The organism is Methylobacterium sp. WL119 (genome assembly GCF_008039875.1).
In the GTDB taxonomy this organism is placed as follows: Bacteria; Pseudomonadota; Alphaproteobacteria; order Rhizobiales; family Beijerinckiaceae; genus Methylobacterium.
In genome coordinates this window covers 14,421-31,298 of record NZ_VRUU01000023.1, presented here as the reverse complement: position 1 = coordinate 31,298, position 16,878 = coordinate 14,421, and the positions used below count along the sequence as shown (strand labels likewise).

The window sequence follows — 16,878 nt, the reverse complement described above, 5'->3', positions numbered from 1 at the left end:
TCGCCCATGATCGCCATCCCAGGCCGCACGGTCGTTCAAAAGGTGAGCGTCGTCATCTGCGTGGTCGCCTACGCCTTCGGGATCCTCATGTTTGCGGTGATCGCCAGCGATCAGTTCAGCGACCAACGCCTCCTAGCGACGGCATCGAAGGTCGAGGGCACCATCGTGACCGTCAGCCCCCGCAAGAACCACACGTGGGGCACGATCGATTATCGCCTTCCCAATGGGGCTTATTGCCACGACTGGACGGAACTCGCGCCGAACGGTGTCGTCCATATAGGGGAGCCACTCACCGTCCCCGTTGAGCAGATTTGCGGGCATCCCGTCTCTTCCAAGAAGTGGCTCACTCCCTGGATCTCCCTGTGCCTCTGCGTCGGGGGAGCACTCCACCTGATGTATGTCGCGTGGAGAGCCTCTCGCACAAAGGACACTGCGTGATGCGCGAATTCTCCTGGTGGCTCGTGGCCTTCGTCATGATCAACTTCGGTCGGGCCGGTCTGTATGGCATGGCCGTGGTCGCCATGCCGATCCCCATCGTTAACATCTTCCCCGTCCTTCAGGGCGGGGAAGATGTTAAAGGCCGATGATGGACCTTGCCACATTTCGTTTCCGGGCGACAGCGCGGCGGGTCGCACTGGTCCTGACGGCAGCAGCACTGGGATATCGGATCGCCACGGTGATCATCGCCCTGCAAGTTGGCGATCCCTCACCGCTGCTCACATTCCCGTTCGGTGCCATTCTGCCGGCCGTCCTGCTGATCGTTCTCGTCGCAATGCCACCGACGCGAACGCGGGAAGGCCTGCTGATGCGAGCCGGCGCAATCATTCAATTGTGGCTCATCATTCTGCTGCCGACGATCGCACTATACCTAGCTCTCGGGTTTCCCGTCGTGTTCCTGGTCGTCGAAATCTTCGAAACCCGCCTGCCTTCGCGGATCCGCGATCCCCTGACGCATCTGGTCGTCGCATGATCGCGCTCGACCTGCCGGTGCCCATGTTGTGGGCACTGCGATGGGCACTGTTCCTAGGGCCGCTCGCGCTCGCGATGCTGCTCGGCTGGCGTGCGCGTCATGACCACCGCATGCTGATCGGCGCGCTGTTTGCGTTCCTCTACGGTCTTGGCGTCGTTTTCGCCACACACATGCTCGCCATCCAATTTGGGTGGTGGCGCTACGGCGGCGACGTGTTGATGCTGCAGGGCTTGCCCGTCGACATCTGGTTCGGGGGTGCGCTGCTCTTCGGTCCAGTTCTGTATCTCGCCTTCCCGACAGTCGCACCGCTGTGGCTCGTGTTGCCGATCATCATCGGTTTGCACGGCACCGTCTTTTCGTCTTTGAAGCCCTTGGTGTTGGCTGGACCCGGCTGGATGGGCGGGGTCGTTCTCGTTTTTGCCATCGCTCATTTGCCCGCTCTCTCGCTCGCCCGATGGACAGCGCAGGACGTGCACCTCCCGAGGAGGGCCGCTCTGCTGGCGTTCGGTTACGGCTGCCTCGCCTTCCTCGTCATCCCCTCGTTCATTCTGCACGGTACCGGCGGTCAGTGGGCACTCGAGGCGATCCCGCCATGGCGGCTGATCCTCGGCACCTTGGTCGCCTTACCGCCGATCGTCATGGGACTGTCCGCCGTGCAAATGTTCGCGGTCCATGGCGAGGGCACCGCCATCCCATTGGACCCGACCAAACGTCTCGTCGGATCCGGGATATTCGGGTACCTCATCAATCCAATGCAGGCCTGTACTGCTGCGACCTGGATCGTCATGGGTGCCGTCCTCGGCAATCCATGGGTGGCCTCAGCCGCGGTCATGGCGTGGGTGTTCGTCGTCGGCATGGTAAGATGGCACCACCGAAACGACCTGTTGCGGCGCTTCCCCGAAGGCTGGCCCGAGTATCGCACGCATGTCCCGGAATGGCGTCCGCGCTGGCGACCGTGGTTCGCACAGTCCGCGACCCTGATCCACGATCCAGCTTGCCCGAAACAGGCGTGGTTCGTCGCCTGGCTCACCGGCCAGCGGGCGATCTTTCTCACGGTGCTGGCCGTGCCACATGTGGGACTTGCCTATCGGGAGCCGAACGAAACCCAGGCCTTTACAGGCCTTGCCGCCCGCGCCAAGGCGCTGAGCCATGTCCACTTCGGCTGGGCGCTTGTTGGAGCCGCGATCCTGCTCGTGACATTGCCGCTGCAGACGCTGCAGCGTCCGAGCGTAGCGCGGCGGGAGACGGCCGGTGTCTAACGTCCGCCATCCGCGTTCGCCCTTGCTCGGGATCCGCCATCTCTGGCGAATTCGACGCGATCAACTGCGCTTCTATGCCGATATGCGCCAGAGCTATGGCGACACGGTTCGCCTGCGCCTCGGTCCTTACCGGTCGTGGCTGCTGTTTCATCCCCGCGAGATCGAAACGGTGCTGGTCGGTCGAGCCCCAGCCTTCATCCGTTTTCGCAAACTCACGCGCGTGATCGCACAGTGGAATGGCGATAGCCTGATCGTCGAAGAGGGGGCCCGATGGCGCGATCGACGCCGCAAAGTCCAGCCCGCGTTTCAGACCCGGCGCGTCAAAGAGTACGCCCGTACGGGGGCCGATCATGCGGCCCGACTGTGCGCACGGTTCGATGCGGCAATCACCGCCGGCTCGCTCACGGTCGACACCGATGCGGTCATGGCGCGCCTGACCCTCGATATTGCCACAGGCACGTTGTTCGGCGCAGAGCCCTTGTCGAACGGCGATGCGGTCGAACGGGCGATACAGATCCTGTCCGAAACCGCTTTCCGTGAGACGACCGCGCCGCTCGTGCTTCCCGACTGGCTGCCGCTGCCGGCCAAGGCGCGCAAGCGCTGGGCGATGGGACTGATGGACGACGTAGTCACCGGACTGGCGCAGGGTCGGATCGAAGGACGGGGCGAGGATCGAGGCGACCTTCTCGCGATGTTGGTCCAACAGCATGACGGCCGACTGAAATCCATTCGCGACGATGCGATGAGCCTGTTGATCGCCGGGCACGAGACATCCGGCGCTCTCCTCAGCTGGCTGTTCCTCGCTCTTGTCGAGCATCCGGGTTGGCGAAAACGGGCAGTCGACGAGGTCTCGACCGCTTTGGCCGGACGGCCGGCGGGGATCGACGATCTCCCGCAGCTCCCGATCCTGCGCGCAATCATTGCCGAGGTCTTGCGGCTCTGGCCGCCGGCCTATTCGCTTTTCCTGCGACAGGCCACGGAAGAGGTCGTGCTCGGCGACAACATCATCGCCCCAGGCGATCTCGTACAAATCGTACCATACACCCTGCACCGTGATCCACGCTGGTTCGCCGATCCGGATCGCTTCGATCCCGAGCGCTTTCTGAAAGCGCCGTCCTGGCCGACCTACGCTTACCTGCCGTTCGGTTCCGGGCCGCGGATCTGTATCGGCCAGAATTTCGCTTTGGTCGAAGCCTGCGTGGTCGCGGCGACGATCCTCGGCCGCTGGGAACCCGTCGCTGTCCCCCATACACCCCGTCCGGACCCCAAATTCTCGCTTCGGCCCACGGGCGGATTACCAATGACCTGGCAACCGGTCAGGATCACTCGAGCGTAAAGCGGTCACGCAACGCGGGATCGGGCATGAGACAGGTGTCGATGGTTCCGAACCAGCGATACCGGTTGCGGGCGACGACATCGTACACAAGATCTCGAAGCGGCCTGGGCACGATTCGCAACAGCCTTAACCAGCGCCACGGCGGCTTCATGTGGCCGAGCAAAGCCAAGCCGGCGTCGGACCGGTCCAGCGCGACACCCTCGATAATGACGAGATAGGTCTTCTGCAGGTCCTGCAGACGGAACCCGTAGCGTGCGGCCATCTCCAAGCCGGTCGGGGACCAGGCTCCGACAAAATGCAACCGTCGGTCGGCCTCGTGCCGCAACAGAAAGCGGACCCATCGGCTGCACAGCATGCAGCGGGTATCGAAAATCACCGAGATTGGCGCAGCGGTGGGATCGATCACGTTTATCCACTTGCTCACAATGCGCCTCGAAAGAATGCTTGCCATAGTAGCCTAAGAACGAGATCGATATAGGACCTCCGTCACGTTCACGACCGTTGAGACCGAGCACATTGGCTCGCCGCAATCGTGCTCTCTCGTGTGGTAGTAAACGGTGATCTGAACGGTGCCGAGCCCGTCCCGGCGCATCTTCTCCCCAAGCCGTGACGCGTCCACCTCCACCGCCTCGTCCCGGGTCTTCCGGTCGGTGACGCGGCCAGAGAACGACCGGTCAACGCGCAGCTCTTCCGGCGGGCCGGGACGAGTTCCAGCGGCAGGCAAGCGGTTCGAGATTGACGCCGAACATCAGCCTGACGTCACGAAAAATTATACCTCGTCACTGCTGTCTCGGATAACACACATTTGATAAACTTAATGTAATACAGGCGTCTTATGCACATGTGAAACCCTGTTTCATAAAGCTTGGGCGATCCGTCCGAGGCGATCAAAGAAGAGAAACGTCTTGCTGCTGTCAAGCTTGCGTGCTTAGATGATTCAGTTCGCGATTTGAATCAGGCAGATTGCTGTTGCCATGCGATCTATCACAAATGCAAGGCGCGCCGAATCGCGCAGATCGCATCTTCGAAAAAGCTGTGGCATTATTATGTTTCATCGGCGACATGGGTCTGCCGCCGCATGTCTTTTACTGATTTCGACGTCCATCATCGGAGTTCTTCGTACTCAGGCGGCACCTGATCATCGGGCTCCGTTTGCTCCGATCCAGCGCTTGACGACGTGGTACACGAATCGGTCGCTAATCGACGTGGAAATAGTCGGGGCACGAAGAGATCCCTACGGTGCGAGCATACCTGATCCAAGTCGCCGAATGCGTCTGAGGCTCGAAAGGGCATTTATCTCGGATATGAGGTTCGGACCCGAACCGCATGAGGGAAAAATCTCGATAACATTACATCTGGACAGCAATCTGCCCAAATCGCTCTATTTCGCCCATCTGATCAAGGATCCTCCAGTTGAGGACTTCGAGGCCCCTTCCGGTCTTACGCTTGAAACAATTATACGTCGAACACTCTCGATCAGTGTCGAAAGCACGCCTCTGGCATCTCATCTAAGAACGGTATCGGATAGATTGAACCCTTGCAGAGGAAGCTTGATCCGGCCGCACCTTTATACGTTCAATGAAAATGCCGCGCCGAGATGTTTACTCCCTGCATATGAAAGAAAACACGAGAGGTTATTCGTAGAGTTTGGCGGTATTTTGATCTTGCAGACATGCATCAACTCGCAAGGTGTTTCACTAAATTGTAGCTTAAAGTATCCGAGGGAAGGCTTTGGAGTAGAGATTGCTTACAATCAAATCAACAGCGCCGATCCGGTCGCACTTATTAAAAAATCTGATCAACTACTCAATAAAATGCAATACAAATCAAGAGATTGAGTGATGTCAATAAATGTGCGAAACGGCATGGTGGCACTCACGAGTCAGGAGATTGCAGCGTTCGAGCGAATGCTCGCCAACGGAGATAGAATTGGATTCTATCAAACCTATTATGCAATGACCGGCAACAACCAAGCACTCGTCCAGTCCAAGATTGCAAGCTTCAGCGAGCATGTCGGAGGGGTGGCCTTCGCCGCAAACAGGATTCTTCAAGACATCTATGGAGCTACAGGAACAGTTGAAACCAGAGTCTACAAAGGCGTATACTATCTTTCTCAGAAAGTTGCGCAAGCCGCTCTAACTAAGATTAAGGGCGATGCCGGCGATTTAGGTTCTGGCACCGGAGAAATCGGTAATGATGTCTCCAGTGAAACCGCTAGAGATGCTTGGAGGAACGAAGGGCTCGAGTCTTTATCCCGGGCAACTCTCTCGGTTCTCTTCCAGGGTCGGGCACAAACTTAGGCGCGTCTGGTTTCAGTTGGAGCGAGTGGTTTAGCACTCTCAACTTCCCGGTAAACCCTGGTGCGAGGGCTGGTATCGCGGCGATTCCGTATGGAAGCTACGTTGGGAAGGTTCAAACGGATTTCAGCAACATCGTCACACTCGGCAGCGGTCCGGTTTCAGCCGTCGACGCTTCCGGGCAATTACAAGCAGTCTTCAAAACTACTACTGACGATTTAGCTGTAAGTTTAGCGGCCGTTTTCTTACCCAGCCGCCCGCATCCTGCGGTAACTAACTACCTTCTAGGTCCAGGTGGACTATCGTCGAATCGAGTGGGGTTCAACGAGGGAAACAAGACCGGCTACAACGGCGACGTCAACCCTTTGAGGTATAATGAGGAGTATGGTGCCGATTCCTTCAAGGTTGGCAGTGACGGAACCGCAAACGACGATCTCCTTCTCGCCTCTAAGACCCTGTTTCATAAAGCTCGGGCGATCCGTCTGACGAGGATCATGGCTGCGGCGAGGACGAAGAAGGCGAGCGCAGAGGACGGGGTAGCCTCGTGGTCGCGAGACAACCTGCGGCAGCGGGCGATCCAACTGAGCGTCCTCTCGATGACCCACCGCCTGGGCTGCACCGCAAAGCCCTTCTGGCCCTCCTTGGGTTCGACAATTTCGACCGTGATGGTCGTGGCCGCGCCAACACGCTCGCCTCGATAAGCTCGGTCGGCAAAGCGGCGGGCCAGGAAGGGGAACAGCCTACGCGATACGCGAAGCAAGGCAATCGCGCCATGGCTGTCGTGCAGGTCAGCGGGTGAGACCGCAGCCAGGAGCAGGCGGCCGTCCGTATCCGTCAACGCGTGGCGTTTGCGCCCGACGACCCGCCGGGCCGGATCGTAACCGCGTTTGCCGGCCACCCCCACGCCACCCGAGCGGGCAGCTTGCGCATCGACGACACAGCCGGTCGGGCAGGCCTCACCTCCGACGCGCTCACGGTCAGCCATCGTGAGGGCATGAGCGAGGCGCTCGAACACGCCTGTCTGCGAGAGACGCAAGAACCAGCGATGCACCGTGCTCCACGGCGGGAAGTCCAGCGGCAGATGCCGCCACGCGCATCCTGTCCGCAGGACGTACAGGATGCCGTCGAAGACCGCGCGCAGGGGCCGGCGTCATGGGCGGCTTGTGCTGGACGGCGCAGGCAGAAGCGGCGCAAGCACCGCCCACTCGGTATCGCTGAGATTGGTTGCGTAGGGCAGGCTCTCGCGCGCAAGCTCGGCGCGGGCGGCGGGCGTCCACATCGGGGTTCCTGGGTGAGCGTCAGACACTCTCCCAACGCCCGCGATGCTCGCCGCTCACCCAATAGCTAAGCTGTTCTGCCCATTATGAAACGGGGTTTGAGAGCGAAACGTGAGTGGAGGCGCTCATCTAATTGATATTAACTCCGCCGAGTTGGCATTGCATGCCATCAAACCGAACAATCGCGCGGTCAAGCTTGATCTTTAACTTGCCTGGAACGTCGCCCTCGTATTCCCTATGTGCTTCAGCAATAACGACTAAGCCTCCCTCCGAATATATCGCGCATGTGTAAAATGGATGATCTTTATCAATAGCAGAAATTTCGCTCCTACCAATGCGAGGGTTGGGATGGTTCAACAACGGGCGGCCCGCAGTCCCAAGCGTCAAACTTTTTATATTGCCCTTTTCATTTTGTTCAACGCTCTGCACGAACACGGACGGTGGTACTCCCACGATATTCGCCGTCAGGTGGGTAGCCACAACGATTTGGCCCGTTTTGCAATGAGCATCAAAATAAGGAAAAGGTTTTGTTTCCATTTCATCAAGGAGGTGCTTCATAGGCACGTGAAATTTTCCAAAGACATATTGTGTGATACCGGTGTTTGATATGCGCCGATCCATTTTGAACACAGAGTATTTACCGAAGCGTAGATTGCATCGAATACGAGCCGTTGCATAGGACCCTGGCATTTTGACGGAAAGGTAAAATGTCCCGTCCTCCTTCCCGCTTTGGTAATCAAATTTAGATTCTATCTGCGCTGATCCAGCTGGTAGATACTCACCGTTTGGCCCGGCATAGGCGCTGCTGATTTCATCCAGTCCGAGCAGGATGCAGATTGCGAAACACCACAACCGATACACGACGTACGATCCTACCTTGAGGGAGTGAACATCATTATAAATACCGCTCTAAGCAATGTCACGACCAATGCTTTAACGGCTGCTCCCATAGTCAATGTACTGCTTTTGTGCGTTGATTAAGCATACCCTGGATGAGATTGCGCGTAAGCCTGTTCGTCGTGTCGTGGCAGCGATCACCTGGCTCATCGCTTCCGCACCGCCTTGGCCGTGTGTGTTCGAACGCGCCATAGAAGCGTCTGGCCGCCCCATCGCGCGGATGGCCCAGAGCGCGACGACCGACGACATCAATCTGGCTTTGCTAGCACCGATCGGATCGGTACTGATCCGGTGTCGGGATGGGGGCGGTTGGAGGCCATTTGGGATCGTCGACCCTGCCGATATCGCAGCCGGACTGGACGTTCTGACCGATGTCGTCAGCGCGTTGGCGAGCGGCTCGGCCACGACATGGCCCAGCGGAAGGTGAACCGAAGCGTATCCCATCACTGCGACTGGTCGCCGGCCGCTCGGCGATCGCCACCGCCTCCGATGTGAGCACGCGCTTCGACGTGCCGTCGGTCTCACGCCGATCCGAGACCATGCGCAGGTTCATGTTCAGGCCGGGCGAGAACCATCGCTGCGTCGTCACGACCGGATCGGTCGGCTTGGCGTCCTTCGGCTCCTCGACGAGGTGGATGGTCTGGAACGTACACGCGCCGACGCGCACAGGCTCCTCGCCGAGATACGTGGCCTTCGTGACCGGGCGCAGGACCTCGGTCACCTTGCCATCCCACAGAAGTGTGCTGGTTGCGCGGTACTCACTCGGCTTAGCCGCCGCGATCGAGATGTCTGTCAGGCCTTCGGGAAAGACCGTCTCGATTGATCGGCTGCTGCTCTGATAGCGGACGTCGAACCCGTTGCGACGGTCAAGATGATACGTGCGGCCCGACGCCCACCCCCCATCGATGAGGACCGTATCACCGCGGCGCTCAGCATCGACCACCAGTTCGCCCGCGCTCGTCGTCAACGTGAGCGAATAGGGTGCACCCGATTGGTCCAGCCGACACACCGATGGGCCCTCGCCGGCGCGACCCGGTGCACTCAGTGCGATCGCTATCGTGGCCGAGATCACCGAGATGACTGCGCTGCGCATGCCGTTTCCCTGTGCCATCTGTGACGTCCCGATGTATCGGCCGCTACGCACAGATGAGCGGCCGGATGCGACAGGATGATGTTCGGCTCTAAACGCGCTGATGCTCAGGACCGAAGAGCCTCTGTGACCGGTCGTCGGCCCCAGACCGCGAAGCGATCCGACACAACTAAATATCCTGACCATAGGTCTGTGGTGGCAACCTAATAGAAAAAGGCCCGGGCCATACGCCGGGCCCTTTTCCAGACTACAAGACCCTTCGAACGGTCAGTACGAGCGCGAGGTCGTTGTCGTGGTCGCCGGAGCGGTCGAAGTCGGCACCGTATTCGTGGTCGTCGCCTTGTTGGCCTGGTGACGACCGACGGCACAGCCAGCGGCCGCACCGGCGATGCCATGCCCGACCATGTGACCGGCGAGGCCGCCGACGACAGCACCCTTGATGCAGCCCTTGGCTTCCGCCTGGCCGAGGCCAGCGACGGCGGTCAGGGCGAGAACAGAAGCGATCGTCAAAGCAGGCATGGCCTATCTACGAGAGAGGATTTCGCTTCACACATGCGGCTCAGACATCCCGTTCAATCACATCTTAGCGGGCTGTTGCTTCGACGATGCGGCGCGGAGCCTCCGACGACGCCTGCACCAGGCTCGGCGTGGTCGTGATCTCGGTCGCCGGCCGGACGGAAGCGGTCGGACGCGCCTGCTCGCGATAGAGCGGCGGCGTGAAGTCGATCCGCTCGCCGGCCAGGGCCGAACCGAAAGCCGGAACGACGGCGAGCGCGGCGAGAACAAAGGCGCGCATGGTCATGATCATCTTCCCTTGAACGCCGGGTCCGCCCCGGCCTATGACAAAAAAATGCGCTGCACTGCAACATGAAGCAAACAGATCCTATCGATAGCAGGTATCGATGCCGTCAATCTGAGGAGTGGTCGCTTGTGCGCGTGATCCATCGCGCCCCGGTTCCGGCGGCGTGCGCCCTCGGCCACGGCACGATCACCGCCTCGAGGTTTCTTCGGCCAGAGGGGATCATTTGGTCCGATCGGTCGTTGTCATATTGCATCGCAACAATTTGAAGAGCTCTTCGCCCAAGACGGGGACGCCTGAGCCCGGCAACGCTCGCGTTGCGCGGCCCCTGTTGCGTTGCCGACCGCTGCCCGGCAGCCCACAGGATATCCCCATGCGCCTCGAACTCTCCCTAGCGGCTTCGGCCGTTCTACTCGGCCTTACCCAACTTCCGGCTCACGCCAGTTCCTGCGCCGAGCAGATCGGCACGATCGAACGCCGCCTCGACAGTGCTGGTGCCGTCCAAGTCACCGGACTTCAGGACGGGCATGCCCTCCGCAGCAGCCACTCGCCGAAGGCCCTCGCCACCGCGCCGGCCGGCGAACCCAGCGATGCCGCGATGATCTCCACTTCGGCGCACGTGGCTGATGCCCGACGCCTCCTCGAACAGGCGGTCGCAGAGGATCGCCAAGGCCATCAGCGTGCGTGCGAGGACACGATGACCGAAGCAAAAGGCATGATCGGCGCACTGCCGTAGAGCCGCGCAACGACCCCGTACCGACGGGGTCCCCACCGCATGACTTCGGAGCGATCCAACCGATCGTGGAGCATGTCCCGCAATCCAACAGGATCCCCGCATGACACGCCATTCCACCACGGGCCGCTGGCTCGCACCGACGCTCGTCGGGTCCGCGGCCGCGCTCGCCGCCTCGGCGCTCTATACGGCTGCCAAGACGCGGGACGCCGAGCACGAGACCCCACCAATCGGTGCGTTTCTCACCGCCGATGGCGTGCGACTGCACTATGTCGAGCGCGGACGCGGACCGGCTCTCGTGCTGATCCACGGCAACGGCATGATGATCCAAGACTTTTTGGTCAGCGGCATCGTCGACGACCTCGCCGAGCGGTATCGGGTCATCATCATCGACCGACCCGGCTACGGCTACAGCGATCGCCCACGCGGCCTCTGGACGCCACGCGCCCACGCCACGCTGTTCCAAAAAGCGCTCCAGCAGCTCGGCGTCACACAGGCCGTCGTGCTCGGGCACTCGTGGGGTGCGCTGGTGGCGGTCGCGTTGGCACTCCAGGCACCGCAACTCGTCCGCAGCCTCGTGTTGGCCTCCGGGTCCTATTATCCGACGCTGCGTGCCGACGTGCTGCTCACGTCACCGGTGGCAATCCCCGGCATAGGCGACCTGATGCGCCATACGGTATCGCCCGTACTTGGGCGGCTCATGCAGCCCGCCTTGATCAAGGCGATGTTCGCGCCGGCTGCGGTCACGGACCGCTTCGACCGAGAGTTCCCGAAGGCGATGATGCTGCGCCCGTTGCAGCTGCGCGCCTCGGCGGAGGACGCTGCGCTGATGACGCCCGTCACCGTCGAGATCAAGCAGCACTACCGCGACCTGACCCTCCCTGTGGTGATCATCGTTGGCGGCGACGATCAAGTCGCCGACGTCGATCGGCAGTCCAAGCGACTGCACAGTGAACTGCCGAACAGCGAACTCGTCGTCGTTCCGGGCATGGGCCACATGATCCAGCATCTCGCCCCGCGCGAAGTCGTGGACGCTATCGATCGGGCCGCGGAGCAGGTTCGCGAGGCGGGTTGAATACCAATTGCAGATCTAACGTCTGGTACCGCACGGAACGTTCGGGAAGGGTGGATAGCAGACTATGGCCTTTCACCCCGAAGCGGGCGTCCCGCTTCTACGAGATGCACATTTGAGATAGGCAGCATTGGGCCTCCCTGTGCTGAGACCTCTGCGCCATGAGCTTTGACTAGAGTGGCAACGACTTGAGCGAGTTCGTGAGGCTTGAGGTCCAGTAGGACCAAAGGGACACAGAACACCATCGGTCGGCTGTGCCATTGTCCAAAGCGGAACCGGTTCTGTCGGGCGCTGAGTGGCGTCCGAAGGTTGAGGCGAACGTGGTTTAAGGAACCGCGAACGTAGACGATGCGCGCTTGCGCGACTTCCGACCATGGGACCACAGCCTCGGCAAAACGATCTTCGACTCCATTCTCACGAACGATCAGCACGGGGGCTGGCCGCATGGCATCTTTTAGGCAATTCCAGGCGGTGATGGAACCGAATGCTGTAAGAAAAAGGCCGCAGGGGAGACCGCTTACGGCTAGAAGCCAAGTGACCTTCTCCAAAGGATGCCAGATCAGCAGGGATATAGCGGCAGCGACTACGATCATGCCGCACGCGCCTCCCGCAAGCATGAAGATCGCAAAAAGGTATTGGCGGATCGCACTGGTGTGTATTTCGAGGGGGAGCTTGGCTAAGCAAAGAGGTGTCACGTTGACCTGGCCGAACGTTGACGCACCCGGCAGATCGGGCGCTTGTGTGCATCCTCGCATAGCAACCTGATGGTCTGCTAAGGGGTGGGGAGCAGACCCAGACCCTTCGCCCGGAAGCGGACGTTCCGTCCCCGACCCATGTCTGCCACGCCGCCAATTGCTGGCGCTACCCGAAAGCGGTCATTCCACGGTTCCCCGAACGAATGCTTAGGAGATGGTCGGCATACATCCTCTAGCATGTACACCTCGGACCCCACGGTATCGCAATGCGGATGTGGACGAGGTTCTATCTCCTGATCGGAATACCGTTCCTCGCTGGTTTGAAATTGGAAGCCGCGCCGATGAGCAGCCCTGGGGTGATCGAAGCGGCTGGTCCCGGTGGGCCACTCTCTGGAACATTGCTCGGCCCCTCTGATCCGAACGCTTCCGTCGTTCTAATCGTCCCCGGTTCAGGCCCAACTGACCGCGACGGCAACAATCCCCTCGGCGTCCGAGCCTCCTCCTATCGGCTGATCGCAGAGGGGCTCGCAGCGCGTGGGATCAGAAGCGTGCGGATCGACAAGCGCGGCATGTTCGGGAGTGCCCAAGCTGTCCCGGACGCCAATGCCGTGACCATGGAGGATTATGCCGCCGACGTCCGTCTGTGGGCTGCTACCATCCGCGAGAAGACGGGGGCCGCCTGTGTTTGGGTGCTCGGTCACAGCGAAGGTGGCTTGGTGACCATGCTCGCGGCCCAGCGGCCCGAGAACATCTGCGGGCTTCTCCTCGTGTCCGCGCCCGGCCGCAAAGCCGGCGACGTCCTTCGCGAACAGCTCGCCGCCAACCCTGCCAACGCGCCGATCCGCGAGCAGGCTGGTTCTATCATCGCCCAGCTGGAGCGCGGGGAGAAAGTCACAGCCGACGGCATCCATCCCGCGTTGCGCCCGCTGTTCCAACCCGAGGTGCAGGGTTTCCTGATCAGTCTGTTCGCGCTCGATCCCACCAAGCTCATCGCCGCCTATGACGGTCCGGTGCTCATCCTTCAGGGCCTTCGCGACATTCAGGTCAGTCTCACAGACGCGGAGCGGTTACATCAGGCTCGGCCAGATACCGAGATCGTCCTGCTGCCAGATACCAATCATGTCCTCAAAGCGGTGACGTCGAATGACAGAGCTGCGAACGCTACGACTTATCAGGATGCGAACCTCCCGCTCGCCCCTGGTGTCATCGACGCTCTTGCCACCTTCGTGAACCAGACGAGGAAGCATCGTTGAAGGTCTCCGGTCGTAGTGGTGACGTCTGCTTCGATGTAGCTGTCGCTCGATAGCAGACGGTCAGAAAACCACCCCAAGCCGCCATTCGGCTACCGACCCAACCTGGTCGTTTGCAACTCAGCCCTGGTGCTCAGGGACCGGACGTTTGAGCGACTACGCGCGCGGCGGTTTTCCGCATCAACATGGGCTCAGCTCAAAAGCAGCCTCATAGCGGACGGCATCAACGCTACGATCATGAAGGCGAGCGCCGCAGAACGGTAGCTGTACACTGCAGGATTGCTGCCTAGAGTTGCATTGAAAAATCGTTTGATGATAGAGGTTCAGCGTCGGCAGAATAGTTAAGGTGTCTGGCTTAGATTTCCCGGGCTTGCTTTTGGGGCGGGGATCAACGTGACAAAACTCAAACTTAGCACAAAGGTTGTGACCGGCTACGTCGTCTTGCTGGCGATGATGGTTGTTCTGACCGGCTACGGCATCGTGCAGGTCGAAAATATCGACGAAAAGCTCAAAGAAATCAATGATCTTAACTCGGTCAAGCAGCGCTACGCGATCAATTTCCGTGGCAGCGTGCACGATCGAGCGATCAGTCTTCGCGATTTTACGCTTGTCGCCGATCAGTCCGGCCGTGAGGCAGTGTTGGCCGATATCAAGCGCCTGACCGAAGCTTATGCGCGATCGGCGACGAGCATGGACCAGATGTTCGCCGAACGACCCGATACCTCGGTCGAGGAGCGCGCGATCCTCGGGGATATCAAGCAAACTGAGGCGAAGACCTTGCCTCTGATGAAGAACGTCATCGAAAGTCAGCAGGCAGGCGACACGGGCAAAGCTCGGACGATGCTCATGCAAGACGCCCGGCCGGCATTCGCCGAGTGGCTGGCGCGCATCAACCGCTTCATCGACCTCCAGGAGGCCCGTAACCAGGCCACCGGTGCCGACGTCCGCGCAGTGTCCCATGCCTTCACCCTTTTGATGCTCGCGCTTTGCGCGATCGCGTCCCTTGTCGGCTGCGGCTTCGCGATCTGGGCCTACCGCGCCATTCGCCCGCTTCGCCCACTGACCGCCGTGATGTTGAAGCTCGCGCAAGGCGAACTCAGTGTCATGGTGCCCGAGACGCGGCAGCAGGACGAGGTTGGCGACATCACCCGCGCCGTTCGCACGTTCAAGGACAACGCCTTGGCGGCGCGGGGTCTGACGGAGGAGCGCGCAGTCGAGCAAGCGCGCAAGGTGCGTCAGGCCGAGCAGATCGATGCGACGACGCGGGCGTTCGAGACGACGGTCAACGGGATCGTGGCCCAGGTGGATGCCGCAGCCGGCGAGATGCAGGCGACGGCACGCACCATGGCGGGCACCGCTGCGCAGACCGCTTCGAATTCGACTTCGGTAGCGATGGCGGCTGAGGAAGCTGCGGCCAACGTCAACATGGTGGCGGCGGCAGCCGAAGAGCTGGGTGCTTCGGTTCAGGAGATCGGCCGTCGGGTCGCCGGCTCTGCGGAGCTCGCCCGCGCGGCCGTCGCGGATGCCGATCAAACCGGCGTCCTGGTGCACGAGCTCTCGACCGCCGTGTCGCGCATCGGCGACGTTGTCGGGTTGATCTCGGGTATCGCCGGGCAGACCAACCTGCTCGCTCTGAATGCGACCATCGAGGCTGCTCGTGCGGGGGCCGCCGGCAAGGGCTTCGCAGTGGTGGCGTCCGAGGTGAAGGCGTTGGCGGAACAGACCGCAAAAGCCACAAGCGAGATCTCCGGGCAGATCGCGCGGATCCAAGCCTCCACCGGCCAAGCCGTCGCCTCGATTGACGGCATAACCGGGCGGATCCGTGAGATCAGCTCGGTTGCGACTGCCATCGCCACCGCGGTCGACGAGCAGGGAGCTGCCACTCAGGAGATCGTCCGCAATGTCAGCCGCGCCGCGATGGGGACTGGTGAGGTGACGAGCAACATCTCGGGCGTTGCTGGAGCTGCGGAGCAGACGGGCGTGGCAGCGAACCAGGTGCTGGGGGCGGCCTCGGAGCTGTCGCATCAGTCTGAGCACCTAGCCGCCGAGGTTGGCCGTTTCCTCGCGACGGTGCGCGCAGCCTAGAGTGGGACAGACGGCGCGCTCTCAAAGGGCGCGTCGTCTGTCGGGCAAGCTCTCCAGCATCAGCGTGTTGCCACCGGCGGCGGCGCAGCGGCCGTGGGTCGGCGAGATGGATGGTCAAGACGGCGTGCGCTGCAGGATCGAGATGCCGGCCCCCCGACGGCCAAGAAGCAGACGATCTGAGGGTCCGTGAAGGGTCGTGAGCGGGCACGCGAGCGACGTCCGCTTCTATCGATTACTGCCCGAAAGCAGACCGGCGGAAGACCACCCAACCCGGATGTTGGCCTCTACCTTAACAGCCTGGAAGCGGACCTCCCCAGGGTCCGAGAAGGGTCGTGAACGGGCGCGGCGGCAACGTCTGCTCACGTTCGTTGCGGTCCGAAAGCGGACCGGCGGAAATCAACCCGTTGCAGACTTCGCAGGTGGGTACCAAGCGTCGGGTTTGGATTACTAGCCCTCCCCGCAACACAGACGCCAGCCACGCACCGCACCTGAGCAAATGAGACCTCCATTCGAGACCGGCATGCAGCTGATGGGGCGTCGCGTCACTCCACTTGAAAACCGTATGAAGGCATCATAGAGCGAGGCCAAACTTAGCAGCCGCGGGCAACTCTGAACCTCCGCGCTGATGCGCCGAATATATATATCGAATACTCGTCGCGGACATAGGTGATCATCCATTGCGAACCTTCACCGTTCGTCATCAGCGCGGGCGATCACGCCTGACCTGGTTCGGCATCGCGCTCGTCCTAATCAGCGTCGGCCTTATCTGGCGTTTGGTCCCCCTCGGCCTCAATGTCCTCGCGCTCAAGTACGGCGGCTCCGTTCTGTGGGCAGCCATGATTTACTGCCTCTGCGCCGCGCTTCTTGCCAGCCAGTCGATCACGGCTACGGTATGCTTAGCCTGCTGCATGGCGCTCGGCACTGAAATGCTGCGCCTTTACCACGAGCCTTGGCTCGATGCGTTCCGGCTGACCTTACCGGGAGCATTGCTCCTCGGGCGTATTTTCTCGGTTTGGAACCTCGTGGCCTACGTTGCCGGGATCGGGTTCGTTGCTCTTTGTGAACGGGCCGCTACCTCGCAGCCCGCAAGTTCACATTCTCAAACCCGCGAGCGATAA

At 60.9% G+C, this 16,878-nt stretch carries 16 protein-coding genes and 2 pseudogenes; 11 read left to right on the top strand and 7 right to left on the bottom strand.

The features are described from left to right. Positions 1–6 precede the first annotated feature (6 nt). The 5 genes from FV227_RS11245 to FV227_RS11235 are packed head-to-tail and all read left to right on the top strand — an operon-like array spanning position 7 to position 3,565. Positions 7–438: a hypothetical protein gene (locus tag FV227_RS11245; protein WP_147858937.1), complete on the top strand. Its 432-nt coding sequence runs from the start codon at positions 7–9 to the stop codon at positions 436–438. Then, positions 438–587: a hypothetical protein gene (locus tag FV227_RS28965; protein ID WP_187274764.1), complete on the top strand. Its 150-nt coding sequence runs from the start codon at positions 438–440 to the stop codon at positions 585–587. Before FV227_RS11245 ends, FV227_RS28965 begins: the two co-directional genes overlap by 1 nt. Continuing rightward, positions 584–970: a hypothetical protein gene (locus tag FV227_RS28960; RefSeq protein ID WP_187274763.1), complete on the top strand. Its 387-nt coding sequence runs from the start codon at positions 584–586 to the stop codon at positions 968–970. The genes FV227_RS28965 and FV227_RS28960 overlap by 4 nt, the downstream gene beginning before the upstream one ends. Next, complete coding sequence (locus tag FV227_RS11240) at positions 967–2,229, top strand: hypothetical protein (RefSeq protein ID WP_187274762.1); 1,263 nt, start codon at positions 967–969, stop codon at positions 2,227–2,229. Before FV227_RS28960 ends, FV227_RS11240 begins: the two co-directional genes overlap by 4 nt. Beyond that, entirely contained in the window at positions 2,222–3,565 is a 1,344-nt protein-coding gene (locus tag FV227_RS11235) for a cytochrome P450 (RefSeq protein ID WP_147842407.1), read from the top strand. The genes FV227_RS11240 and FV227_RS11235 overlap by 8 nt, the downstream gene beginning before the upstream one ends. Here FV227_RS11235 and FV227_RS11230 read toward each other — a convergent pair. Both FV227_RS11230 and FV227_RS29795 read right to left on the bottom strand, forming a co-directional pair. Next, the gene (locus FV227_RS11230; RefSeq protein ID WP_187274761.1) at positions 3,552–3,971 is read right to left on the bottom strand and encodes a DCC1-like thiol-disulfide oxidoreductase family protein; all 420 of its coding nucleotides are present in this window, start codon (positions 3,969–3,971) and stop codon (positions 3,552–3,554) included. The genes FV227_RS11235 and FV227_RS11230 overlap by 14 nt on opposite strands. Before the next feature lie 75 nt (positions 3,972–4,046). After that, positions 4,047–4,291 (bottom strand): annotated as a pseudogene (locus tag FV227_RS29795) (Y-family DNA polymerase); the annotation flags it as partial. Positions 4,292–5,430: 1,139 nt separating this feature from the next. On the opposite strand from FV227_RS29795, the gene FV227_RS11225 reads away from it, so the two are divergent. After that, entirely contained in the window at positions 5,431–5,865 is a 435-nt protein-coding gene (locus FV227_RS11225; RefSeq protein ID WP_147858935.1) for a hypothetical protein, read from the top strand. A 457-nt stretch (positions 5,866–6,322) separates the two neighbouring features. Here the strand turns inward: FV227_RS11225 and FV227_RS11220 are convergent. The 5 genes and pseudogenes from FV227_RS11220 to FV227_RS11200 all read right to left on the bottom strand — a co-directional run bounded on the left by FV227_RS11220 (position 6,323) and on the right by FV227_RS11200 (position 9,928). Continuing rightward, positions 6,323–7,141, bottom strand: a pseudogene (locus FV227_RS11220) (IS5 family transposase). Positions 7,142–7,268: 127 nt separating this feature from the next. Then, positions 7,269–8,000: a hypothetical protein gene (locus FV227_RS11215; RefSeq protein ID WP_147858934.1), complete on the bottom strand. Its 732-nt coding sequence runs from the start codon at positions 7,998–8,000 to the stop codon at positions 7,269–7,271. 298 nt (positions 8,001–8,298) lie between these two features. Beyond that, the gene (locus FV227_RS11210; protein ID WP_147858933.1) at positions 8,299–9,147 is read right to left on the bottom strand and encodes a hypothetical protein; all 849 of its coding nucleotides are present in this window, start codon (positions 9,145–9,147) and stop codon (positions 8,299–8,301) included. Between the two features lie 246 nt (positions 9,148–9,393). Next, positions 9,394–9,645, bottom strand: a complete 252-nt coding sequence (locus FV227_RS11205) for a hypothetical protein (RefSeq protein ID WP_246686448.1) — start codon at positions 9,643–9,645, stop codon at positions 9,394–9,396. A gap of 64 nt (positions 9,646–9,709) precedes the next feature. Further along, positions 9,710–9,928, bottom strand: coding sequence for a hypothetical protein (locus tag FV227_RS11200; protein ID WP_147841155.1), 219 nt, complete (start codon positions 9,926–9,928; stop codon positions 9,710–9,712). Between the two features lie 370 nt (positions 9,929–10,298). On the opposite strand from FV227_RS11200, the gene FV227_RS11195 reads away from it, so the two are divergent. From FV227_RS11195 to FV227_RS11175, 5 genes are all read left to right on the top strand, one after another. After that, positions 10,299–10,661: a hypothetical protein gene (locus FV227_RS11195; RefSeq protein ID WP_147841154.1), complete on the top strand. Its 363-nt coding sequence runs from the start codon at positions 10,299–10,301 to the stop codon at positions 10,659–10,661. Positions 10,662–10,761: 100 nt separating this feature from the next. Further along, the gene (locus FV227_RS11190; RefSeq protein ID WP_147858932.1) at positions 10,762–11,733 is read left to right on the top strand and encodes an alpha/beta hydrolase; all 972 of its coding nucleotides are present in this window, start codon (positions 10,762–10,764) and stop codon (positions 11,731–11,733) included. A 958-nt stretch (positions 11,734–12,691) separates the two neighbouring features. After that, positions 12,692–13,678, top strand: a complete 987-nt coding sequence (locus FV227_RS11185; RefSeq protein WP_147858931.1) for an alpha/beta fold hydrolase — start codon at positions 12,692–12,694, stop codon at positions 13,676–13,678. A gap of 390 nt (positions 13,679–14,068) precedes the next feature. Continuing rightward, on the top strand, positions 14,069–15,760 hold the full coding sequence (locus FV227_RS11180) for a methyl-accepting chemotaxis protein (protein ID WP_147841151.1): 1,692 nt from the start codon (positions 14,069–14,071) through the stop codon (positions 15,758–15,760). A gap of 677 nt (positions 15,761–16,437) precedes the next feature. Further along, the gene (locus FV227_RS11175; RefSeq protein WP_147841150.1) at positions 16,438–16,878 is read left to right on the top strand and encodes a DUF2809 domain-containing protein; all 441 of its coding nucleotides are present in this window, start codon (positions 16,438–16,440) and stop codon (positions 16,876–16,878) included.

Coding starts and splice junctions, on each gene's coding strand:
- FV227_RS11245 (WP_147858937.1), top strand. CDS start 7: ATGATCGCCATCCCAGGCCGCACGGTCGTTCAAAAGGTGAGCGTCGTC.
- FV227_RS28965 (WP_187274764.1), top strand. CDS start 438: ATGCGCGAATTCTCCTGGTGGCTCGTGGCCTTCGTCATGATCAACTTC.
- FV227_RS28960 (WP_187274763.1), top strand. CDS start 584: ATGATGGACCTTGCCACATTTCGTTTCCGGGCGACAGCGCGGCGGGTC.
- FV227_RS11240 (WP_187274762.1), top strand. CDS start 967: ATGATCGCGCTCGACCTGCCGGTGCCCATGTTGTGGGCACTGCGATGG.
- FV227_RS11225 (WP_147858935.1), top strand. CDS start 5,431: ATGGTGGCACTCACGAGTCAGGAGATTGCAGCGTTCGAGCGAATGCTC.
- FV227_RS11210 (WP_147858933.1), bottom strand. CDS start 9,147: ATGGCACAGGGAAACGGCATGCGCAGCGCAGTCATCTCGGTGATCTCG.
- FV227_RS11205 (WP_246686448.1), bottom strand. CDS start 9,645: ATGCCTGCTTTGACGATCGCTTCTGTTCTCGCCCTGACCGCCGTCGCT.
- FV227_RS11200 (WP_147841155.1), bottom strand. CDS start 9,928: ATGACCATGCGCGCCTTTGTTCTCGCCGCGCTCGCCGTCGTTCCGGCT.
- FV227_RS11195 (WP_147841154.1), top strand. CDS start 10,299: ATGCGCCTCGAACTCTCCCTAGCGGCTTCGGCCGTTCTACTCGGCCTT.
- FV227_RS11190 (WP_147858932.1), top strand. CDS start 10,762: ATGACACGCCATTCCACCACGGGCCGCTGGCTCGCACCGACGCTCGTC.
- FV227_RS11185 (WP_147858931.1), top strand. CDS start 12,692: ATGCGGATGTGGACGAGGTTCTATCTCCTGATCGGAATACCGTTCCTC.